The sequence below is a fragment of the Pseudomonas ogarae genome, from assembly GCF_014268695.2.
Taxonomy (GTDB): domain Bacteria; phylum Pseudomonadota; class Gammaproteobacteria; order Pseudomonadales; family Pseudomonadaceae; genus Aquipseudomonas; species Aquipseudomonas kilonensis.
The window spans coordinates 933,321-951,577 of record NZ_CP077086.1; the positions used below are offsets into that span (position 1 = coordinate 933,321).

The following is an 18,257-nucleotide window of genomic DNA, read 5'->3' on the forward strand; positions in this document are numbered from 1 at the left end:
GCTGATCCGGTGGGAGCGTCACGCTCTGATGGCGCGATCACTCTAAGTCTGAGCGACACGGTCCTGGAAAAGTTTTACCGAGTTTTTCAGCGCATAGCCGGACAGCCGTGCTTCCTCCCCCAGCCACTGGAAGAACGCCCGCACCGGCGGATGGCGTTCGCGGCCCGGGACGCACAGGGCGCTGTAGCCGGCACCATTGACCTGGACGTCCGGGCGATAGCCCACCAGCAAGCCACTGGCGATGCTTTCGGAAGCCAGGATATTGCTCGCCAGCACCAGGCCTTGCCCGGCAATCGCTGCTTGCAAGGCGTAATGCTCCTCGTCGTACTCGCGCATGCATGGCTGCCGGGTGAGCCAGGTTTCCCCGGCCTGGGCGCACCAGGCATCCCAACCGTGGGCGTACAGCTTGGAGTTGTGCCACTGCACGCTGATCAGCGTCGGCACCTGCCGTGCCGCCAGCGCCACCTGTTCAGGCGAGCCATAGACCCCGAAGCTTTCATCGAACAGGCACATACCGTAGAGGTTCGGGTAGGCATCCAGGCTGTAGCGCACCACCAGGTCGACGCTGGCGTCCTGGTGCAGGTCGATCACCTCGCAGTGGGTGTCCAGGCGCACGTTGATGTTCGGGTGACGCGCATAAAACCGCCCCAGGCGAGGCACCAGCCACAGGGCGGCAAACGCTGCGGTGGTGGACAGTGTCAGGTGGCTGGTGCTGCGTTGTGGGCGCAGGGTGTCGACGCTTTGTGCCACTTCCAGCAACGCCCCATGCAGGCTGTGGAACAAGCGTTGCCCGCCGTCGGTGAGGCGTACCTGGCGTGGCAGGCGTTCGAACAGCACCAGCCCCAACCAGGTCTCCAGGGATCGAATCTGATGGGAGACCGCCGTAGGCGTCACCGACAGCTCCGCCGCAGCCGCCTTGAAACTGAGCAGCCGCGCGGCAGCCTCGAAGGCGCGCAGGGCGTTGAGCGGCAGGTTGGCGAACATCTGAACTCTCCTGAAAACTATGGATGAAATTAACTCATCCTGATGAATTAGCGCTCATTTGTCTGCTAGCAGTGCTGGGCTTCAAGCTGCAAGGCACAAGCAGTATCGATTGTAGCCGGATAAAGGAGATTCAGATGAGTAAGATTCTTGTGGTGCATGGCAGTCCCCGTGGCGAGCGTTCTCATTCCCGGCGCTTGGCCGAGGCCTTTGTTTCGGCGTGGCAGGCCGCCCATCCACAATCCCAATTGACCCGTCGCGAAGTCGGACGGACAGTGATTGCGCCGGTCAACGAAGCGTTCATCGCCGCGGCGTTCTACCCCGAGCCCCAGGCTCGACCATTGATCATGCAAGCGGACCTGGCCCTGAGCGATGCCTTGGTCGAGGAGTTGCAAGCCCATGACCGACTGGTGATCTCCGCGCCCATGCACAACTTCAGCGTGCCCAGCGGCGTGAAGGCCTGGATCGACCAGATCGTGCGCATCGGGCTGACGTTCAACCACAGCCTGGATAACGGCGTGTCGCACTACGAGCCGCTTGTGCTGGGCAAAAAGGCCCTGATCGTGACCAGTCGCGGCGATTTCGGTTTCGGCCCCGGCGGCCAGTTGGAAAGCATGAACCACGCCGACACACTGTTGCGCACTGTCCTGGGGTTTATCGGCATCACCGATGTGACGGTGGTGGCGGCCGAAGGCGAAGAGTCGGCCGAGCGCAGCTTTGCGTTGTCCTGCGCCGAGGCCGAGGAGCGTTTGCTGGCCTTGGCGCAGTCCTTCTGAGAGGGGCTGCTGCGCAGCCCAACGGGAGCAAGCGCCCTCGCCACGGATTCATCTGGATGTCATAGACTGGTCATCATCGGTACCGATGCTGACCCCTCTTGATCACAAGGATGTCGCCATGTCGCAGCGCTGTGCCACTCGTTATCCGCTGGTACTGGTCCCGGGCATGCTCGGGTTCATACGCCTGGTGTTGTATCCGTACTGGTATGGGATCGTCTCGGCGTTGCGTCGCGGCGGGGCCGTGGTCGTGGCGGTGAAGGTTTCGCCGCTGCATTCTTCCGAGGTGCGCGGCGAGCAATTGCTGGCACGGATCGAGGAGATCCTGCGGCAAACCGGTGCGCAGAAGGTCAATCTGATCGGCCACAGCCAGGGCAGCCTCACCGCGCGCTATGCAGCCGCCAAGCGCCCGGACCTGGTGGCGTCGGTCACATCGGTGGCCGGCACCAACCACGGTTCCGAACTGGCCGATTACCTGCAACTCCACTACCCGGCCGACAGTGCCAAGGGGCGTGTGCTCAGTGCCGTGCTGCGGCTGATCAACGCCCTGATGAGCCTGCTGGACACCGGCTATCGTGGGCCGAAGCTGCCGGTGGATGTTCACGCTTCCCACGCCTCCCTGACCACCGCCGGGGTGGGGGTGTTCAACCAACGTTATCCACAGGGCCTGCCGGTTACCTGGGGCGGGAATGGGCCGGAAGTGGTCAATGGCGTGCGCTATTACTCGTGGTCCGGCACCTTGCAGCCGGGCAAGACCGACAAGGGGCGCAACCTGTTCGACGGCACCAACCGCAGTTGCCGTTTATTTGCTCGCACCTTTGTAAGGGAGGCGGGGCAATGCGACGGCATGGTCGGACGCTACAGCTCGCACCTGGGCACGGTCATCGGCGATGACTATCCGCTGGACCACTTCGACATCGTCAACCAGTCGCTGGGGCTGGTGGGCAAGGGGGCCGAGCCGATCCGGTTGTTTGTCGAGCATGCCGAGCGGTTGAAGGCTGCCGGGGTGTAGGGCTTCGGATCGAGTTGCCCTCCATCGCGAGCAAGCTCGCTCCCACAATGGACCGAGCGCTGCAAATCCCCTGTGGGAGCGAGCTTGCTCGCGATGGCGATAGACCAGGCACAGGAAATCGAGCAGATGAGGGTGTAACAGGCTTTGTCTACACTGCACCTCATCGCCACACCCTCGTGTGGCAGCCAGGAGAAACACCATGAAGATGCTGCGTGTGCCTTTGTTGATGATCGGTTTATTGCTGTGTTCCCAGAGCTTCGCCGAGACGGCGCAGCAGAACAAGATGACCACCTGCAACGCCGACGCCACCGCCAAGGCCCTCAAGGGCGATGAGCGTAAGGCGTTCATGAGCAATTGCCTCAAGGCTACCCCGCAGGAGCGCATGAAGAGCTGCAACGCCACCGCCACCGAGCAGGCGCTGAAGGGCGATGCCCGCAAGGCGTTCATGAGTGAGTGCCTGAAGAAAAAGTAGATGTTTGACCTGTAAGGTCCCATCGCGAGCAAGCTCGCTCCCACATGGACCGGGCAACGCCGATCTACTGTGGGAGCGAGCTTGCTCGCGATAGGGTCGGCGCAAAATTTACAAAAAAAACCTGAACTGCGATCAAGGTCGGCCGACACAATCCCTAGTGCTGCCAGCGGATCGCTGGCAGACTGCCGATCCTTTCACGCCGTTTTGTCCTGAGGCTGTATGCCAACGTTTTCTCAGCGTCATGTGTTGTTGGTGATCAGTTGGGTGATCATTTTTGGTGGGCTGTTGCTGGTGCTGCCGTTGCGTCTGTTGCCGAGTTTGCTGGCCGGGCTGCTGGTGTTCGAACTGGTCAACATGCTCACGCCGCAGTTGCAGCGATTGATCGAAGGCCGCCGCGCTCGCTGGCTGGCGGTGGCGTTGCTGGGCACGCTGGTGGTCAGTGTGCTGACGTTGATCTTCGCTGGCGCCTTCAGTTTCCTGCTGCATGAAGCGGAAAACCCAGGCGCGTCCCTGGACAAGTTCATGGCGGTGGTCGACCGTGCCCGTGGGCAGTTGCCGCCGTTCATCGACGCTTACCTGCCGGCCAGCGCCGCCGAGTTCCGGGTGGCGATCGGTGACTGGGTGAGCAAGCACCTGAGCGACCTGCAACTGGTGGGCAAGGACGCCGCTCACATGTTCGTGACGTTGCTGATCGGCATGGTGCTGGGGGCCATCGTTGCCCTGCAGCGCATCCCCGACCTGACCAAGCGCAAACCCCTGGCCGCGGCGCTGTTCGATCGCCTGAACCTGCTGGTCAAGGCGTTTCGCAACATCGTCTTCGCCCAGATCAAGATTTCCCTGCTCAACACCTTCTTCACCGGGATTTTCCTGGCGGTGGTGCTGCCGCTGTTCGGCATCCAGCTACCGTTGACCAAGACCCTGATCGTGATGACGTTCCTGCTGGGGCTGTTGCCGGTCATCGGCAACCTGATGTCCAACACCCTGATCACCATCGTCGCCTTGTCGTTGTCGATCTGGGTGGCGGTGGCGGCGCTGGGTTACCTGATCGTGATCCACAAGCTCGAATACTTCCTCAACGCACGTATCGTCGGCGGGCAGATCAGCGCCAAGTCCTGGGAATTGCTCATGGCGATGCTGGTGTTCGAAGCCGCATTCGGCCTGCCGGGGGTGGTGGCGGGGCCGATTTATTATGCGTATCTCAAGAGTGAGTTGAAGCAGGTGGGGATGGTTTGATCGGGTAGTTGTATTGCCTGGTCTACCGCTTTCGCGAGCAAGCTCGCTCCCACATTCGGCCGCATTCCTTCTGAAAGAACCCGGTCAAACTGTGGGAGCGAGCTTGCTCGCGATTCAGGCGCCTCGGTCCTGGATCAGACCTGGCTCCCATAGCGCTTCATCGCCTCGATCGCCAACCCGCTGCCGATACTGCCGAAGATATTGCCTTCCACATGCCGCGCCTGGGGCAGCATCGCCGAGACGCTGTTGCGCAGCGCCGGGATGCCGCTGGAACCGCCGGTGAAGAACACCGTGTCGACCTGATCGACCCGCACGTTGGCATCGTTGAGCAACTGCGTGACGCTGCCGCGTACCCGCTCCAGCAAGCCGTCGATGGCCGACTCGAACAAGGCCCGGCTCATGTCCACGCTCAGGCCTGGCTCGATCCGATCCAGCGGCACGTGGCGCTGGTCGGCGTGGGTCAGCTCGATCTTGGTTTCTTCCACTTCCATCGCCAGCCAGTGCCCGGCGCGCTGTTCGATCAGCTTGAACAGCCGGTCGATGCCGCCGGTGTCTTCGATGTCGTAGCGCATGCTGCCCAGGGCGAGGGTGGATTTTTGCGAGTACACCGCGTTGATGGTGTGCCAGGTCGCCAGGTTCATGTGGTGACTGGTGGGCATGTAGGCGCCACTCTTCATGCGGCTGCCGTAGCCGAACAGCGGCATCAGGCCGGCCAGCGAGAGTTGCTTGTCGAAATCGGTCCCGCCGATGTGCACGCCGCCGGTGGCGAGGATGTCGTCGTGGCGGTTGTCGTGGGTGCGGCGCTCGGGGGACAGGCGCACCAGGGAGAAGTCCGAGGTACCGCCGCCGATGTCGACGATCAGCACCAGCTCTTCTTTCTCGATGGTCGATTCATAGTCGAATGCCGCCGCGATGGGCTCGTACTGGAAGGAAACTTCCTTGAAACCGATGGCGCGGGCGACGTCCACCAAGGTGTTTTCCGCTTCCTGGTCGGCCATTTCATCGTCGTCGACGAAAAACACCGGGCGCCCCAGCACCACTTCTTCGAATTCCCGACCGGCGGTGGCTTCGGCGCGTTTCTTCAGTTGGCCGATGAACAGCCCCAGCAGATCCTTGAAGGGCATCGCAGTGCCCAACACGCTGGTGTCGTGCTTGATCAGCTTGGAGCCCAGCAGGCTCTTGAGCGAGCGCATCAGCCGGCCTTCGTAGCCTTCCAGGTATTCGTGCAGGGCCAGGCGGCCATACACCGGGCGACGTTCCTCGAGATTGAAAAAGACCACCGAAGGCAGGGTGATCTTGTCGTCCTCCAGCGCGATCAACGTTTCCATGCCGGGGCGCAGCCAGCCGACAGTGGAGTTGGACGTGCCAAAGTCGATGCCGCAGGCACGGGCCGGGGATGCGTTTTTCATGTCTTTCGGGTTCCAGTTGAAAAAACGGCCGCGCAGTGTATGTCAGTGCGACGCGGATTCGAAGGCCGGTTATCCGCTAATTCGCAATCGTCGGCCTTGAAAGCGGCCCTTATACCCCCAAACTTGCTGGCATGGGCCTGGTAGCACACGGCGGTACAAGAACCGCCACCGGCTGCCGATAAACTTCTGACGCACCGTCCGGTCACAAACCTTGAGATTGGTCAAACTCCGAGGCTTGTACCACGAGCATGCTGTGCATGGCGGTGCTATATCGATAACGGATGGTGATCCTTCAATGGACTTCAAAGACTATTACAAGATCCTGGGTGTCGAGCCGACGGCCGACGACGCCACGATCAAGGCCGCCTATCGCAAACTGGCGCGCAAGTACCACCCGGATGTGAGCAAGGAAAAGGACGCCGAGACCAAGTTCAAGGACGTCTCCGAAGCCTATGAAGCGCTGAAAAGCGCCGACAAGCGCGCCGAGTACGACGACCTGCGCCGCTACGGCCAGCATGGACAGCCGTTCCAGGGCCCGCCGGGTTGGCAGAGCCGTGGTGGTTTTGGCGGCCAGGACACCGGCGATTTCTCGGACTTCTTCAGTTCGATTTTTGGTAATCGCGGGCCGGGTTTCGGTGGCGGACAGTCAGGTCGCAGCGCCGGCCGTCGAGGGCAAGACGTGGAAATGGAATTACCGATCTTCCTGGAAGAGACCCTGTCGAGCGAGTCGAAAAAGGTCAGCTTCCAGGTGCCGCAGTACAACGCGGCCGGCCAGCACGTGAGCAACACCAGCAAAAGCCTGAACGTGAAGATTCCACTGGGCGTGACCGACGGCGAACGCATCCGCCTCAAGGGCCAGGGTGCGCCGGGTATCGGTGGCGGTGCCAATGGCGATTTGTACCTGACCATTCGTTTCGCGCCGCACCCCAAGTTCGACGTCGAAGGCCAGGACCTGATCATCACCTTGCCCCTGGCACCGTGGGAATTGGCGCTGGGTACGGAAGTGGCGGTGCCGACCCTCACCGGCAAGATCAACCTCAAGGTCCCGGCCGGCAGCCAGAACGGCCAGCGCATGCGCGCCAAGGGCCACGGCCTGCGCAACAAGGCCGGCGAGCGCGGCTACCTGTTCGTGCAACTCAAGGCCGTGATGCCCAAGACCAGCGACGAGGCGGTCAAGGCGTTGTGGGCGGAACTGGCGAAGAAAGCCGCGTTCGATCCGCGGGAGAGCTTCTGAACACATCACATGTGGGAGCAAGGCTTGCCCGCGATGAATGCAACTCGATCTCCAGGAGTTGAGGCACCTCTGTCGCGAGCAAGCTTTGCTCCCACAGATCCCGTTCACAAGGGTAGGCGGGGCTAGACTCGACAGTGACAGCATTGGGAGAAGCAGACCATGAGCAACCCGATCATTGAACTGAACCTGAGGGAGTTCTGCGAGGCCGCCTCGTTGGCGGACGTCCATGTCATCGAAATCGTCGAGCATGGGATCCTCGAGCCTGAAGGCACGGTGCCGACGGACTGGCGTTTCACCGATTACGAACTGCTCCTGGCCAAGCGTGCCGCCAAGCTGCGTCACGACCTGGACCTGGAGTGGGAAGGCGTCGCCCTGGCCCTGGACTTGCTGGAAGAGGTGCAACAGTTGCGCACCGAAAATCGCCGGCTGCGGCAGCAACTGAAACGTTGGGTGGGGTGACAGCGGTTTGGCGAGTCATATCCCGTCGAAAAAGCGATAAATAGTTACCACATCCAGCACTGAGGCACTGAGTAGGCTCGGGTTTTTCCACATCAAGGATGACCCGACATGCCAGAACCCATTCTTGGCTCTGTGCGCCCTGAAAGCCGCGGCCTGCACTTGGACCTGCTCAAGACCCGCATTCCCGGCTGGTACAGCGGCGCTATCGTGCAGCGCCAGCAGGAACTGAGCGACCAAACGCTGGAGCTTCCAGATTGGTACGTGAAGGCTTCCCACGAAACCCGAGCCCGCCTCAAGCACAGCCACGCCCACTACCGCGAAACCTTGAACCAGATCGACAATGTGCTGGGCAATGTCCAGGACATCCGCGCCTTTGCCGAGCCGCTGCTCAACCAGGCGATCCAGGATGAGTTCAAGCGCAAGCTGAACGTCAACCAGGTTTATTTCGTCCGCAAGTACGGGCGCCAGGCGCGCGGTGATTTTTTTGGTGCGTTGGTGCTCGACAGCGAGGGCAGCCATTTCGATCGCTACGAATACCACGGCACTTCGTTGCTGGAGGCCGCGCTGGCCAATTTCGACGCCGACGAAGAGCGCAAGCCCGGCTGTGACGACTGCAGCCTCATTACTACGGTGCGGCCGTTTTATACGGGCGAGGTTGTTCCGGCCATCAACGCCTTTCGCGCCGGGGCGTTGCCGATCACGCCTGAGGCTTTTGCCAGGCTGTGCCGCAAGCTGGACTTGGGGCGCCGGTATCAGGAACACATCAACGCCATCGTACGGCCGATCGACCATGAGGCGCGTGGCCAGTTGGATCGTCAACTGCGCGCTCATCACCAAGAGGGATTGGCGCTTTGTGTCGAGGTCGCCTGGGCCAAGGGTGACATCAGTCTGGCCGCTTATCGAATGTTGCAGCAGGTGGTCAGCGACCAACGCGAGGCCATGCTCGATGGGCGGGCGGTGACGTTCACCTCATTGCGCATTTTCGGCATCGGCTTGGTTGGCCCGCTGTTGATCGGGCCCGACCGGGAGAGCAGTCGTCGGGTGGAACGGGTGGTGGCCTACCTGCCGGGCGACCCTGAGCATCCTCTCAAGGAATATGCGTCCAGCGGCGAATTCATGGTCGATCTGCGCCGGCGTTTGCATCGCGTCGCCTACTGGCGCTTCTTCAGTCGCTTTGTGCCGTTGCGCCAACTGGGCGGATTTTTCCAGCGATTCAACCGCCTCTATCAGCCTGGCGCGCCAGCGGATGATCAGGCCGATTACCCGCTCAAGTCGAAATTGCCGGCACTGCCCATGGAGACGTCCTCCATGCCTGACCCCTTGTGGGAATCGCTGCGTCTCAGGCAGATCCAGAAGATCCAGGTCGATGCCCGGGCGGTGGCGGTGCCCACTGGTGATGAGGACAAGAAAGCCCGTCTGGCGCGGCTGGACAGTTACCTGGATGCCGTGGTCGATGTCTTCAACCTGGCAGCGTTCGTGGTGCCAGGGCTTGGGCCGTTGATGCTGACGGTAGGCGCTGTGCAGATGTTCAACGAAGCGTTCGAGGGCATCGAAGCGTTCGAACGCGGGGAGACCAGGGAAATGTGGGCGCATTTCTCCAGCGTGGCCCTCAACACCGCGTTCGTCGCCACCGGTGCGGCGGTGCTGCCGCACATTCAGTGGTCGAGCACGGTGGAGCAGTTGGAGCCGGTCCAACTGGCCAACGGTGAATCACGTCTCTGGCGCCCCGACCTGACGCCTTACCGGAGTGCGCTGGAGTTGCCCGCGACTTCGCACCCGGATGCTCAAGGGCTGTACCTTGTCGACGGTCGAGAAGTCGTGCCGCTGGGCGGCCAGAATTACCAGGTGCAACAGGACCCGACGACCCAGCGCTATCGCATTCGTCATCCTTCCCGCGGGCCAGACGCCTATCAGCCGGCGCTGACGGACAACGGCAGCGGTGCCTGGAGCCATGAATTGGAACGGCCGCGCAGCTGGGAAGGGGCCACGCTGATGCGCCGGCTTGGTCACTGCGTCAAGGGGTTCAGCGACGCAGAGTTGGAGCAGATCCGTACGGCCAGTGGCACCAGCGAGCAGGTGCTGCGGCGGCTGCATGTCGAGGGCGAACCGATGCCGGCCTTGCTGGCCGACACGATCAAGCGCTTCGACCTGTGCCGGCAAGTCGACGATTTCATCGGGCAACTGCAAAGCGAAGATCCGCTGCACTATGAACACGCCGATCCGATGACCCAGTTGCATCTACTCACGGGCTACGGTCCGTGGCCAAAAGGGCTCAAGCTCAAAGTAGTCGACGGTGCGGGCAAGACGCTTTGGGAATACGTTCGCCCATCGGAAGAAGGGGACCGGGTTCGCGACGTCATCATCCCCGAGAGGAAAGTCCGCACACCTTGGGTGTTGAAGAATCTGATCGAGACGGTGGACGCTGCGGGGGGCGATCTGTTGGCGGGCACGAGCCCGGCGATTGCGAAAACCAATATGGACGCCCGGATCCAGCAGCTGCGCAAAACACTCGCTGCCGTGGTGGTGCGGGAAAAGGTGTACGTGTTCAACGATTTCTACGCCAAGGAAGACGTGTCGAGCGAGCCGCGTGCAGCACTGATCAAGTCGCGGTTTCCCTCGGTTCCAGCGGCGGTCATCGAACAGGTGGTGGCGTTTGCCAACCCGGCCGAGCAACAGCAAATGGCCGCTTGGGACTTCGCGGATACGACCCAGACCAAACCCATCCCGCTGCGTATCGCCGAAGAGCTGCGGGACTACCAGCGAGCGCTGCGCTTGAACCGGGGCTACGAAGGGCTCTATCGCGAGGCACTGGCCACGGCCGACACCCCCCGACTGGTGTTGGCGACCCTGAAGACCTTGCCGGGCTGGAACGACGCGGTGCGCATCGAGCTGCGCGAGGAGGATTTTTCAGGCGCCTTGATCGACAGCGTCGGCGCCCAGGAGGCAATGCAGACCAAAGTCGTGGTCAAGGACGGTGAGCGCTACAAGACCTTCGACGATAACGGCAATGAACTGAGCCATTGGGATAGCCTTTACGATGCCTTGCAGCATGCGCTCCCGGATGCCGAGCGGCGGGCCATGGGCCGCCCTTCGGTTCATCACGGCGCCCTCCTGCAGAAGGCTGTCGGTGCAACACCATTGAGTCGAGCTTCGCTGGCGAAACACTTGAAGATGCAACCGCGCAAGTCATCCTTCAAATCACCGATGCGCCTGGCCTCGGGCAAGGTTGGCTACCCCATGAGTGGCGTGCGGGAGTGGCTGGGCCTGGGCCGGTCACCCGAGCGTCGGGTGCTGGATTTGTACCCGGACTATACGAACGAGCAAGTCCAGGCCCTGTTGCGGTCCCTGGGGGATCAAGCCGTTCCCGAGCTCAAGCGGCGCAAAGTCGAGCTGGATACGCTGATCCGCGATCTGGACCGCTGGGCCACCACCCCAGTATGGCTTGATGCGGGTAATGATCGTGTCGAGCAACTGCTGCCCGCGATCAAGCGGGGTGTGGCTAATCGAATTCAATGGTGCTGGCGGCGCCAAGGCCCGATCGTCGCGGCGGTGGATGGCAGCAGAGTCGGCTATGAGCTTAATCTGAGCGGAGTGGCGTTAGGGACGCTGCCAGGTCTGTCGGCCGACTTCAGCCATGTGGTCTCGCTGAAGCTGCGTAGCATGCGCTTGGCGGAACCCTCCTGCGACAAGTTCCTCAAGAGCTTCTCCGCGCTCCGTTGGCTGGACATGTCGTTCAACCGCCTGAACGATCTTCCCCCCTCGGTGGAATTGATGGAGGGGTTGACCCGGCTGCACTTGGCGATGAATGAAATCACCCTGTCCGCGCGTAGCATTCAGATCCTTGAAGGGCGTACCCAGCTGAAAATTCTCGACCTGAAATGGAACCCCCTGGGTCAGTTACCGGATTTCAGCCGGTTGCCCGACCTGCGTGGGCTGAATCTGAACGGTACCGATATCGGCACTTGGCCGACTGGCCTGCGCGACCTGCCGCTGGAAGAGCTCGATTTGCGCAACAACGAGCTGACCGAAGTGCCGACCGAGCTGACGGATCCGCCGGCCGAGCGTGCTCACGCCACGGCACGGGTCAATGGGGTGACCTTCGTGCAGAACAATCCACTGAGCGAGGCGACCCAGCAGCGCTTGCGTGATTATTGGGCGAACCTCTCAACGTCGAATCCCGAATGGGTGACCTTTCGTTCGCCCGGCGCGTTTGAACATGTCCCAGGGGGAAGGCTATCGGATGTGGAGCGATGGCTGCTAGGCCTGCCCAGGGAGCAACTGCAGGACAAAAATACGCTGTGGCGGAGCCTGGAGGCTGAAACGCAATCCAGGGAGTTTTTTCAGCTGTTGAACCGATTGGCCGGCTCCTACCAGGACGTGGAAAATTATCCGGACCTCCAGGCGCGTGTCTGGCAGATGCTTGAAGCGATGAGGGATTCCACCGACTTGCGCCGTGAACTGTTCGACCTGGCTGGCGCGCCGACGTGTGAGGATCGCGCTGCATTGTCCTTCAGCTACCTGGAAATCAAATTGATGATTCACAACGCCAAGGCCCTGACGGTGGGAGAACAGGAGGCTGTGGCGCTGATCCGGCTGGCCAAGGGGCTGTTTCGCCTTGACGAAGTGGAGCGCATTGCCCTGCAGGATATTCAGCAGCGGCGTGACACGATCAATACCCGTGAGGATCTCACCTCCGCGCAAAAGAACCGGCTCATCAGGCAGATCGAAGAGGTGGAGGTGCGCCTGGCCTACCGTGTCGGTCTCAAGAATCGACTGGAACTGCCCGGACAGCCCAAGGGTGGGCGCTTTATCCAGCTGGCCGGTGTTACGGCAGAGATGCTCAATGCGGCGGCAGCCGAGATCCTGGCGCTGGATGATTCACCGAAGCAATTGCAGTCGCTGGTTGGCCGGGACTTCTGGATCGATTACGTGAAGCAAAAACGCGCGAGCCTTTTCCAGGCGATGAATGATGCCCTCATCGCCAATCAGCTTGCGCTGGATGAGGCGAAAGCGGCCGGAACCCTGGAGGAGCCTGACTATGTCAGCCAATCCGAGACACTGGGCTTGCAACACAAGGTCAAGGAAGCGGAGCTGATCCAGTTATTGACCGAAGAGGAGCTGGACGCCTTGGTGGAAAGCACGGACCTGTAAGACGACTCCGTTCCCGCCTGGATCAATGAACCCTGTGGCGAGGGAGCTTGCTCCCGCTCGGTTGCGCAGCGACCGCAAAAACGAGGGCTGCTGCGCACCCCAGCGGGAGCAAGCTCCCTCGCCACGGGGGATGGGGTTGCCAGGCTGGCTTTCTTTCAACTCAAAACAGGAAATAGCGCTGCGCCATCGGCAGCACTTCGGCCGGTTCGCACCACAGCAATACGCCGTCGGCCTTGACCTGGTAAGTCTGTGGGTCAACGTCGATGCTCGGCAGGTAGTCGTTGTGGATCAGGTCGGTCTTCTGCACGTCGCGGCAGCCTTTGACCACGGCGATTTTCTTCTTCAGCCCAAGCTGTTCCGGCAACCCGGCTTCGGCGGCGGCCTGGCTGATGAAGGTCAGGCTGGTGGCATGCCGCGAGCCGCCGTAGCTTGCGAACATCGGTCGGTAGTGCACCGGTTGTGGCGTCGGGATCGAGGCGTTGGCGTCACCCATCAGGCTGGCGGCAATCGCCCCGCCCTTGAGGATCAACGTCGGCTTGACGCCGAAGAACGCCGGGCGCCACAGCACCAGGTCGGCCCACTTGCCCACTTCGATGGAGCCCACTTCATGGCTGATGCCGTGGGTGATCGCCGGGTTGATGGTGTACTTGGCGATGTAGCGCTTGATGCGGAAGTTGTCGTTGCCTTCGCCGTCGCCGGGCAGGGCGCCGCGTTGCTTCTTCATCTTGTCGGCGGTCTGCCAGGTGCGTGTGATGACTTCGCCGACGCGGCCCATGGCCTGGCTGTCGGAGCTGATCATCGAGAACGCGCCGAGGTCGTGGAGAATGTCTTCGGCGGCGATGGTCTCGCGGCGGATGCGGCTTTCGGCGAAGGCCACGTCTTCGGCAATGCTCGGGTCCAGGTGATGGCAGACCATCAGCATGTCCAGGTGTTCGTCGATGGTGTTGCGGGTGAACGGCCGGGTCGGGTTGGTAGAACTGGGCAGCACGTTGGCGAAGCCGCAGGCCTTGATGATGTCCGGCGCGTGACCACCACCGGCGCCTTCGGTGTGGTAGGTGTGGATGGTGCGGCCCTTGAAGGCGGCGAGGGTGGTTTCGACGAAGCCCGACTCGTTGAGGGTGTCGGTGTGGATCGCCACCTGCACGTCGTACTGGTCGGCCACGCTCAAGCAGTTGTCGATGGCCGCCGGCGTGGTGCCCCAGTCTTCGTGCAGCTTCAGGCCGATGGCACCGGCCTTGACCTGTTCGATCAACGGCTCCGGCAGGCTGGCGTTGCCCTTGCCGGTGAAACCGATGTTCATCGGGAAGGCATCGGCGGCCTGGAGCATGCGCGCCAGGTGCCATGGGCCGGAGGTGCAGGTGGTGGCGTTGGTCCCGGTGGCCGGGCCCGTGCCGCCGCCGATCATGGTGGTGACGCCGCTCATCAGCGCTTCTTCGATCTGCTGCGGGCAGATGAAATGGATGTGGGTGTCGATGCCGCCGGCGGTGAGGATCATGCCTTCGCCAGCGATCACTTCGGTGCTGGCGCCGATGGCGATGGTCACGTCGGGCTGGATGTCCGGGTTGCCGGCCTTGCCGATGGCCGCGATGCGTCCGTCCTTGAGGCCGACATCGGCCTTGACGATGCCCCAGTGGTCGATTATCAGCGCGTTGGTGATCAGGGTGTCGACGACCTCGGCAGCCAGCAGCTGACTCTGGCCCATGCCGTCGCGAATCACCTTGCCGCCGCCGAATTTCACTTCTTCACCGTAGGTGGTGAAGTCCTTTTCCACTTCGATCCACAACTCGGTGTCGGCCAGGCGGACCTTGTCACCGACGGTGGGGCCGAACATGTCGGCGTAGGCTTGTCTCGAAATCTTCATGTGCTCGCCTTGAGGTTCTTAAGTCGTATGCAGTCCATTGTGGCGAGGGAGCTTGCTCCCGCTCGGTTGCGCAGCAATCGCCAAGAGAGGGCCGCTACGCAGCCCAGCGGGAGCAAGCTCCCTCGCCACAGAAACGCTTTAGTCCAATTCGCCCATGACCCGCCCGGCAAACCCGAACACCCGGCGATGCCCGGCCAGGTCCACCAGTTCCACCTCGCGGCTCTGGCCCGGTTCGAAGCGCACCGCGGTGCCAGCCGGGATGTTCAGGCGCATGCCACGGCTGGCGGCGCGGTCGAAGGTCAGGGCGTCGTTGGTCTCGAAAAAGTGATAGTGCGAGCCGACCTGGATCGGCCGGTCGCCGCTGTTGGCGACGTTCAGCGTAAGTGTGCGGCGGCCGACGTTGAGTTCGATGTCGCCAGGCTGGACCTGGTATTGCCCTGGAATCATTGCGGTTGCCCCAAAGTCTTGTAGTAAATGGCGGTCGGTGTGTAGGTCCCGTCCGGGCTTTGGCAGTAGTCCGGCAATTCGCCGACGCGGATGTAGCCCATGGCCCGGTAGAAGGCTTCGGCCTCGGAGCCGGCCTCGGTGTCGAGGTACAGCAGGCCGCGCTTGTGCTGACGGGCGCCGAGTTCCAGGGCGCTCATCAATTGCTGGCCCAGGCCCCGGCGGCGCGCCTCGCCGCGGACCAGCAGCTTCTGCACTTCGGCGCGATTGAGGCCGTTGGGTTTCTGGCACAGGGCAAGCTGGACGCTGGCCTGAACCTGTTCATCCTTGACCACCACCCACAGCAGCAGGTGGCCCTGGTTGAGGCTGGCCTGGACCTCGTCGAAATAGGCGCGGGCCTGGACGGCATCGAGATCGGCCATGAATCCCACGCTGGCGCCGTACCCAACGGCGTCGAGCAACAGATCGATCAGGCCTTGACGATAGTGCGCAAAGCTTTCGGCGTGGACTCGACGCAACTGGGCGGCGTTCATTGGCTTTTCACTCCTTGTTGACGGCAGGCGGTAGCGCCCCGGGGTTGAGGTTCAACTGCATGAAGGTCAGGTCCAGCCAGCGGCCGAACTTGGTCCCCACCTCGGGCATCTGCCCGGTGATTACGAAACCGGCCCGCTCGTGCAGGCGAATCGACGTCGTGTTGCCGCTCTCGATGGCGGCGACCATGACGTGTTTGCCGCATGCCCTGGCGCGCTCGATCAATGCGCTCATCAACAACGGGCCGAGACCATTGCCGCGCTGGTCGCTGCGCACGTAGACCGAATGCTCCACGGTGTGCCGGTAACCATCGAAGGGTCGCCAGTCGCCGAACGAGGCATAGCCGAGCACGTTTTCATTGCCATCGACGATCACCAGCACCGGATAGCCCTGGGATTGCCGGGCGCTGAACCAGGCTTGGCGATTGCCCAGGTCCACGGCCTGTTCGTTCCAGATCGCCGTGGTATTCAGGGCTGCTTCATTGTAGATGTCACGGATCGCTGGCAGGTCCGGGTATTGGGCGTCACGAACGTGATGCGTCATTGCGTGGCCTCAGGCGATGGGCTGGTGGACGGTGACCAGTTTGGTGCCGTCGGGAAACGTCGCCTCGACCTGAATCTCGGGGATCATTTCCGGGATGCCTTCCATCACCTGCTCGCGGCTCAGCAGCGTGGTGCCGTAATGCATCAGCTCGGCGACGGTCTGGCCGTCACGGGCGCCTTCGAGCAGGGCCGCGGAAATATAGGCCATGGCTTCCGGGTAGTTGAGTTTCAGGCCACGGGCCAACCGCCGTTCGGCGACGAGGCCGGCGGTGAAGATCAGCAGCTTGTCTTTTTCGCGTGGGGTCAGGTCCATGTGCAATCCATAAGGGCAGATAAAATTTTTTCGCGGTAAACCCATTCCACTGTGGAGGCGGGCCTGTGGGAGCAAAACCTGTGAAAGCAAAACCTGTGGGAGCAAAGCTTGCTCGCGATAGCAGCGCCTCGGTCGATCAGAAGGACCGCGTTATCGTTCATCGCGAGCAAGCTTTGCTCCCACAGAAATTCATTGTTTGCATGCCATTGCTCCCACAGAAAAGCAAATTCAGGTACTCCAGATTCGGGGAGGCACGGCCTCTCGTCCAAGCAATGTAGGCCTGAGCAAGCGCCACAATTCAATCAACCACCCCCGCGCCAGCAACGCCTCGCTCGCGAGGCAGCGGGCCACGACCAGGCCGGGCAATTGGGTCAGGTCACCACGTACGTCATGGCCCAGGGATCGGCACTGCTCCAACAGCTCGCTGTCGATCTCGCCGGTCACCAGCAACGTGGCAAACACCGGATCGCCGCCCAGCCCGATGGGTGAGTCCAGCAACCCATCACCGCCCACAATGCGCTGGCGTTCGTGCCACAGCAACTGGCCGTCGCGGCGAATGTCCAGCCGTGACTGGAAATGCCCCAGGTCGAACCGCTCGCCGCTGGCCGGTCGGCCGAGGGCAACCATGTCCCAGTAGAACAGGCGCCCGTCGCCCTGCAGGTCGATGCTCGTGCTGAGTTCGGCCTGGGCCGCGCTGAAGACGATGGTTTCCTGGGGCAGCCATTCCAGGGTCGCGCCGGGGGCGACGCCCAGGCTCAAATGTTGATACGCCGGGCCTGCCGCGCGATACCACTTGGCTGCGCCGGGGCTGGTCAACTGCGCCCAGGCGTCCGGGCCGACGTGGGCCGAGATGTCCAACCGGTCACCGCCGGCAATCCCGCCGGGTGGGTGGACGATGATGTGCTGGCACACCTCGGGGCCCTCGGCGTACAAGTGCTTCTGCACCCGCAGCGGACCGTTGTGGCGGCGCTGTACCGGGCGTGTGCAATCGCCGAATCGGGCGTAACCCAGTTCCAGCTCTGCGTGCCAGCTGGGGGTGAACAGGGCTGATGGCGATACAGGTAGATTCATGATTTTCTAATTATCGTCGGGACGCTAAGACTAGATCGTAACCAGTCCGCGCACACCCTCGGCTTCCATATTTTCTCCGCGCCCCTGCTGCACGATCTCGCCCCGGGACATCACCAGGTATTGATCGGCCAGCTCGGCGGCGAAGTCGTAGAACTGCTCCACCAGCAAAATCGCCATGTCGCCCCGGGCCGCCAGTTTCTTGATCACCACGCCGATCTCCTTGATCACCGAGGGCTGGATGCCTTCGGTGGGCTCGTCGAGAATCAGCAGGCGTGGACGGCTGGCCAGGGCCCGGCCAATGGCGAGTTGCTGTTGCTGGCCGCCGGACAGGTCACCGCCACGGCGCTGTTTCATTTGCAGCAGCACCGGGAACAATTCATAGATGAATGCCGGCACCTCCTTGGCTTCGGAGCCGGGAAACCGCGACAGGCCCATCAGCAGGTTTTCTTCCACCGTCAGCCGCCCGAAAATTTCCCGACCCTGGGGCACGTAGGCGATGCCGGCATGCACCCGTTGGTGTGGCTTGAACGTGGTGATGGCTTTGCCTTCCCAGTTCACCGCGCCTTCCTTGGCCGGCAACAGGCCCATCAGGCATTTGAGCAGGGTGGTCTTGCCCACGCCGTTGCGCCCCAGCAGGCAGGTCACCTCGCCGACCTTGGCGTCGAACGACAGGCCACGCAGGATGTGGCTACCGCCGTAGTACTGGTGCAGTTTGTCGACTTGCAGCATTTTCCAGATTCTCCTCAAGTCCCTTGTGGGAGCAAGCTCGCT

Annotated in this window: 16 protein-coding genes; 7 read left to right on the forward strand and 9 right to left on the reverse strand. The window is 62.1% G+C overall.

Annotation, left to right across the window (positions count from 1 at the left end; translation table 11 throughout):
- Positions 1-42 precede the first annotated feature (42 nt).
- Positions 43-984 (reverse strand): LysR substrate-binding domain-containing protein, encoded by a 942-nt coding sequence (locus HU749_RS03995; RefSeq protein ID WP_186651130.1) that lies wholly within the window; start codon positions 982-984, stop codon positions 43-45.
- A gap of 134 nt (positions 985-1,118) precedes the next feature.
- On the opposite strand from HU749_RS03995, the gene HU749_RS04000 reads away from it, so the two are divergent.
- The 4 genes from HU749_RS04000 to HU749_RS04015 all read left to right on the forward strand — a co-directional run bounded on the left by HU749_RS04000 (position 1,119) and on the right by HU749_RS04015 (position 4,471).
- Positions 1,119-1,757 carry an FMN-dependent NADH-azoreductase gene (locus tag HU749_RS04000; protein WP_014336343.1) on the forward strand — a complete coding sequence of 213 codons (639 nt, stop codon included), beginning with the start codon at positions 1,119-1,121 and terminating at the stop codon, positions 1,755-1,757.
- Positions 1,758-1,875: 118 nt separating this feature from the next.
- Entirely contained in the window at positions 1,876-2,766 is an 891-nt protein-coding gene (locus tag HU749_RS04005) for an esterase/lipase family protein (RefSeq protein WP_079301671.1), read from the forward strand.
- A 199-nt stretch (positions 2,767-2,965) separates the two neighbouring features.
- Positions 2,966-3,238: a PsiF family protein gene (locus tag HU749_RS04010; protein WP_046064363.1), complete on the forward strand. Its 273-nt coding sequence runs from the start codon at positions 2,966-2,968 to the stop codon at positions 3,236-3,238.
- Between the two features lie 219 nt (positions 3,239-3,457).
- Positions 3,458-4,471: an AI-2E family transporter gene (locus tag HU749_RS04015; protein WP_014336346.1), complete on the forward strand. Its 1,014-nt coding sequence runs from the start codon at positions 3,458-3,460 to the stop codon at positions 4,469-4,471.
- A 134-nt stretch (positions 4,472-4,605) separates the two neighbouring features.
- Here the strand turns inward: HU749_RS04015 and HU749_RS04020 are convergent, their stop codons facing one another.
- On the reverse strand, positions 4,606-5,880 hold the full coding sequence (locus tag HU749_RS04020) for an Hsp70 family protein (protein WP_186651132.1): 1,275 nt from the start codon (positions 5,878-5,880) through the stop codon (positions 4,606-4,608).
- 295 nt (positions 5,881-6,175) lie between these two features.
- Between HU749_RS04020 and HU749_RS04025 the strand changes: the two genes are divergently transcribed.
- The 3 genes from HU749_RS04025 to HU749_RS04035 all read left to right on the forward strand — a co-directional run bounded on the left by HU749_RS04025 (position 6,176) and on the right by HU749_RS04035 (position 12,724).
- Positions 6,176-7,114 (forward strand): DnaJ C-terminal domain-containing protein, encoded by a 939-nt coding sequence (locus HU749_RS04025; protein ID WP_079301674.1) that lies wholly within the window; start codon positions 6,176-6,178, stop codon positions 7,112-7,114.
- Between the two features lie 159 nt (positions 7,115-7,273).
- On the forward strand, positions 7,274-7,573 hold the full coding sequence (locus HU749_RS04030; RefSeq protein ID WP_014336349.1) for a chaperone modulator CbpM: 300 nt from the start codon (positions 7,274-7,276) through the stop codon (positions 7,571-7,573).
- Between the two features lie 108 nt (positions 7,574-7,681).
- Entirely contained in the window at positions 7,682-12,724 is a 5,043-nt protein-coding gene (locus tag HU749_RS04035; protein WP_186651134.1) for an NEL-type E3 ubiquitin ligase domain-containing protein, read from the forward strand.
- A 160-nt stretch (positions 12,725-12,884) separates the two neighbouring features.
- Here the strand turns inward: HU749_RS04035 and ureC are convergent, their stop codons facing one another.
- From ureC to urtE, 7 genes are all read right to left on the reverse strand, one after another.
- A complete protein-coding gene (ureC, locus tag HU749_RS04040; RefSeq protein ID WP_003197341.1) occupies positions 12,885-14,585 on the reverse strand; it encodes an urease subunit alpha in 1,701 nt (566 codons plus the stop codon).
- Positions 14,586-14,723: 138 nt separating this feature from the next.
- The gene (locus HU749_RS04045) at positions 14,724-15,032 is read right to left on the reverse strand and encodes an urease subunit beta (protein WP_046064368.1); all 309 of its coding nucleotides are present in this window, start codon (positions 15,030-15,032) and stop codon (positions 14,724-14,726) included.
- Positions 15,029-15,562, reverse strand: a complete 534-nt coding sequence (locus tag HU749_RS04050; protein ID WP_046064369.1) for a GNAT family N-acetyltransferase — start codon at positions 15,560-15,562, stop codon at positions 15,029-15,031. Before HU749_RS04050 ends, HU749_RS04045 begins: the two co-directional genes overlap by 4 nt.
- Positions 15,563-15,569: 7 nt before the next feature.
- Positions 15,570-16,103: a GNAT family N-acetyltransferase gene (locus tag HU749_RS04055; RefSeq protein ID WP_079301676.1), complete on the reverse strand. Its 534-nt coding sequence runs from the start codon at positions 16,101-16,103 to the stop codon at positions 15,570-15,572.
- Between the two features lie 9 nt (positions 16,104-16,112).
- Complete coding sequence (gene ureA, locus HU749_RS04060) at positions 16,113-16,415, reverse strand: urease subunit gamma (protein WP_003197350.1); 303 nt, start codon at positions 16,413-16,415, stop codon at positions 16,113-16,115.
- A gap of 228 nt (positions 16,416-16,643) precedes the next feature.
- Entirely contained in the window at positions 16,644-17,486 is an 843-nt protein-coding gene (locus HU749_RS04065; protein WP_186651136.1) for an urease accessory protein UreD, read from the reverse strand.
- A gap of 30 nt (positions 17,487-17,516) precedes the next feature.
- Positions 17,517-18,215: an urea ABC transporter ATP-binding subunit UrtE gene (gene urtE, locus HU749_RS04070; protein WP_018611889.1), complete on the reverse strand. Its 699-nt coding sequence runs from the start codon at positions 18,213-18,215 to the stop codon at positions 17,517-17,519.
- Positions 18,216-18,257 lie beyond the last annotated feature (42 nt).

Coding starts and splice junctions, on each gene's coding strand:
- HU749_RS03995 (WP_186651130.1), bottom strand. CDS start 984: ATGTTCGCCAACCTGCCGCTCAACGCCCTGCGCGCCTTCGAGGCTGCC.
- HU749_RS04065 (WP_186651136.1), bottom strand. CDS start 17,486: ATGAATCTACCTGTATCGCCATCAGCCCTGTTCACCCCCAGCTGGCAC.
- HU749_RS04000 (WP_014336343.1), top strand. CDS start 1,119: ATGAGTAAGATTCTTGTGGTGCATGGCAGTCCCCGTGGCGAGCGTTCT.
- urtE (WP_018611889.1), bottom strand. CDS start 18,215: ATGCTGCAAGTCGACAAACTGCACCAGTACTACGGCGGTAGCCACATC.
- HU749_RS04045 (WP_046064368.1), bottom strand. CDS start 15,032: ATGATTCCAGGGCAATACCAGGTCCAGCCTGGCGACATCGAACTCAAC.
- HU749_RS04035 (WP_186651134.1), top strand. CDS start 7,682: ATGCCAGAACCCATTCTTGGCTCTGTGCGCCCTGAAAGCCGCGGCCTG.
- ureA (WP_003197350.1), bottom strand. CDS start 16,415: ATGGACCTGACCCCACGCGAAAAAGACAAGCTGCTGATCTTCACCGCC.
- HU749_RS04005 (WP_079301671.1), top strand. CDS start 1,876: ATGTCGCAGCGCTGTGCCACTCGTTATCCGCTGGTACTGGTCCCGGGC.
- HU749_RS04055 (WP_079301676.1), bottom strand. CDS start 16,103: ATGACGCATCACGTTCGTGACGCCCAATACCCGGACCTGCCAGCGATC.
- HU749_RS04020 (WP_186651132.1), bottom strand. CDS start 5,880: ATGAAAAACGCATCCCCGGCCCGTGCCTGCGGCATCGACTTTGGCACG.
- ureC (WP_003197341.1), bottom strand. CDS start 14,585: ATGAAGATTTCGAGACAAGCCTACGCCGACATGTTCGGCCCCACCGTC.
- HU749_RS04025 (WP_079301674.1), top strand. CDS start 6,176: ATGGACTTCAAAGACTATTACAAGATCCTGGGTGTCGAGCCGACGGCC.
- HU749_RS04050 (WP_046064369.1), bottom strand. CDS start 15,562: ATGAACGCCGCCCAGTTGCGTCGAGTCCACGCCGAAAGCTTTGCGCAC.
- HU749_RS04010 (WP_046064363.1), top strand. CDS start 2,966: ATGAAGATGCTGCGTGTGCCTTTGTTGATGATCGGTTTATTGCTGTGT.
- HU749_RS04015 (WP_014336346.1), top strand. CDS start 3,458: ATGCCAACGTTTTCTCAGCGTCATGTGTTGTTGGTGATCAGTTGGGTG.
- HU749_RS04030 (WP_014336349.1), top strand. CDS start 7,274: ATGAGCAACCCGATCATTGAACTGAACCTGAGGGAGTTCTGCGAGGCC.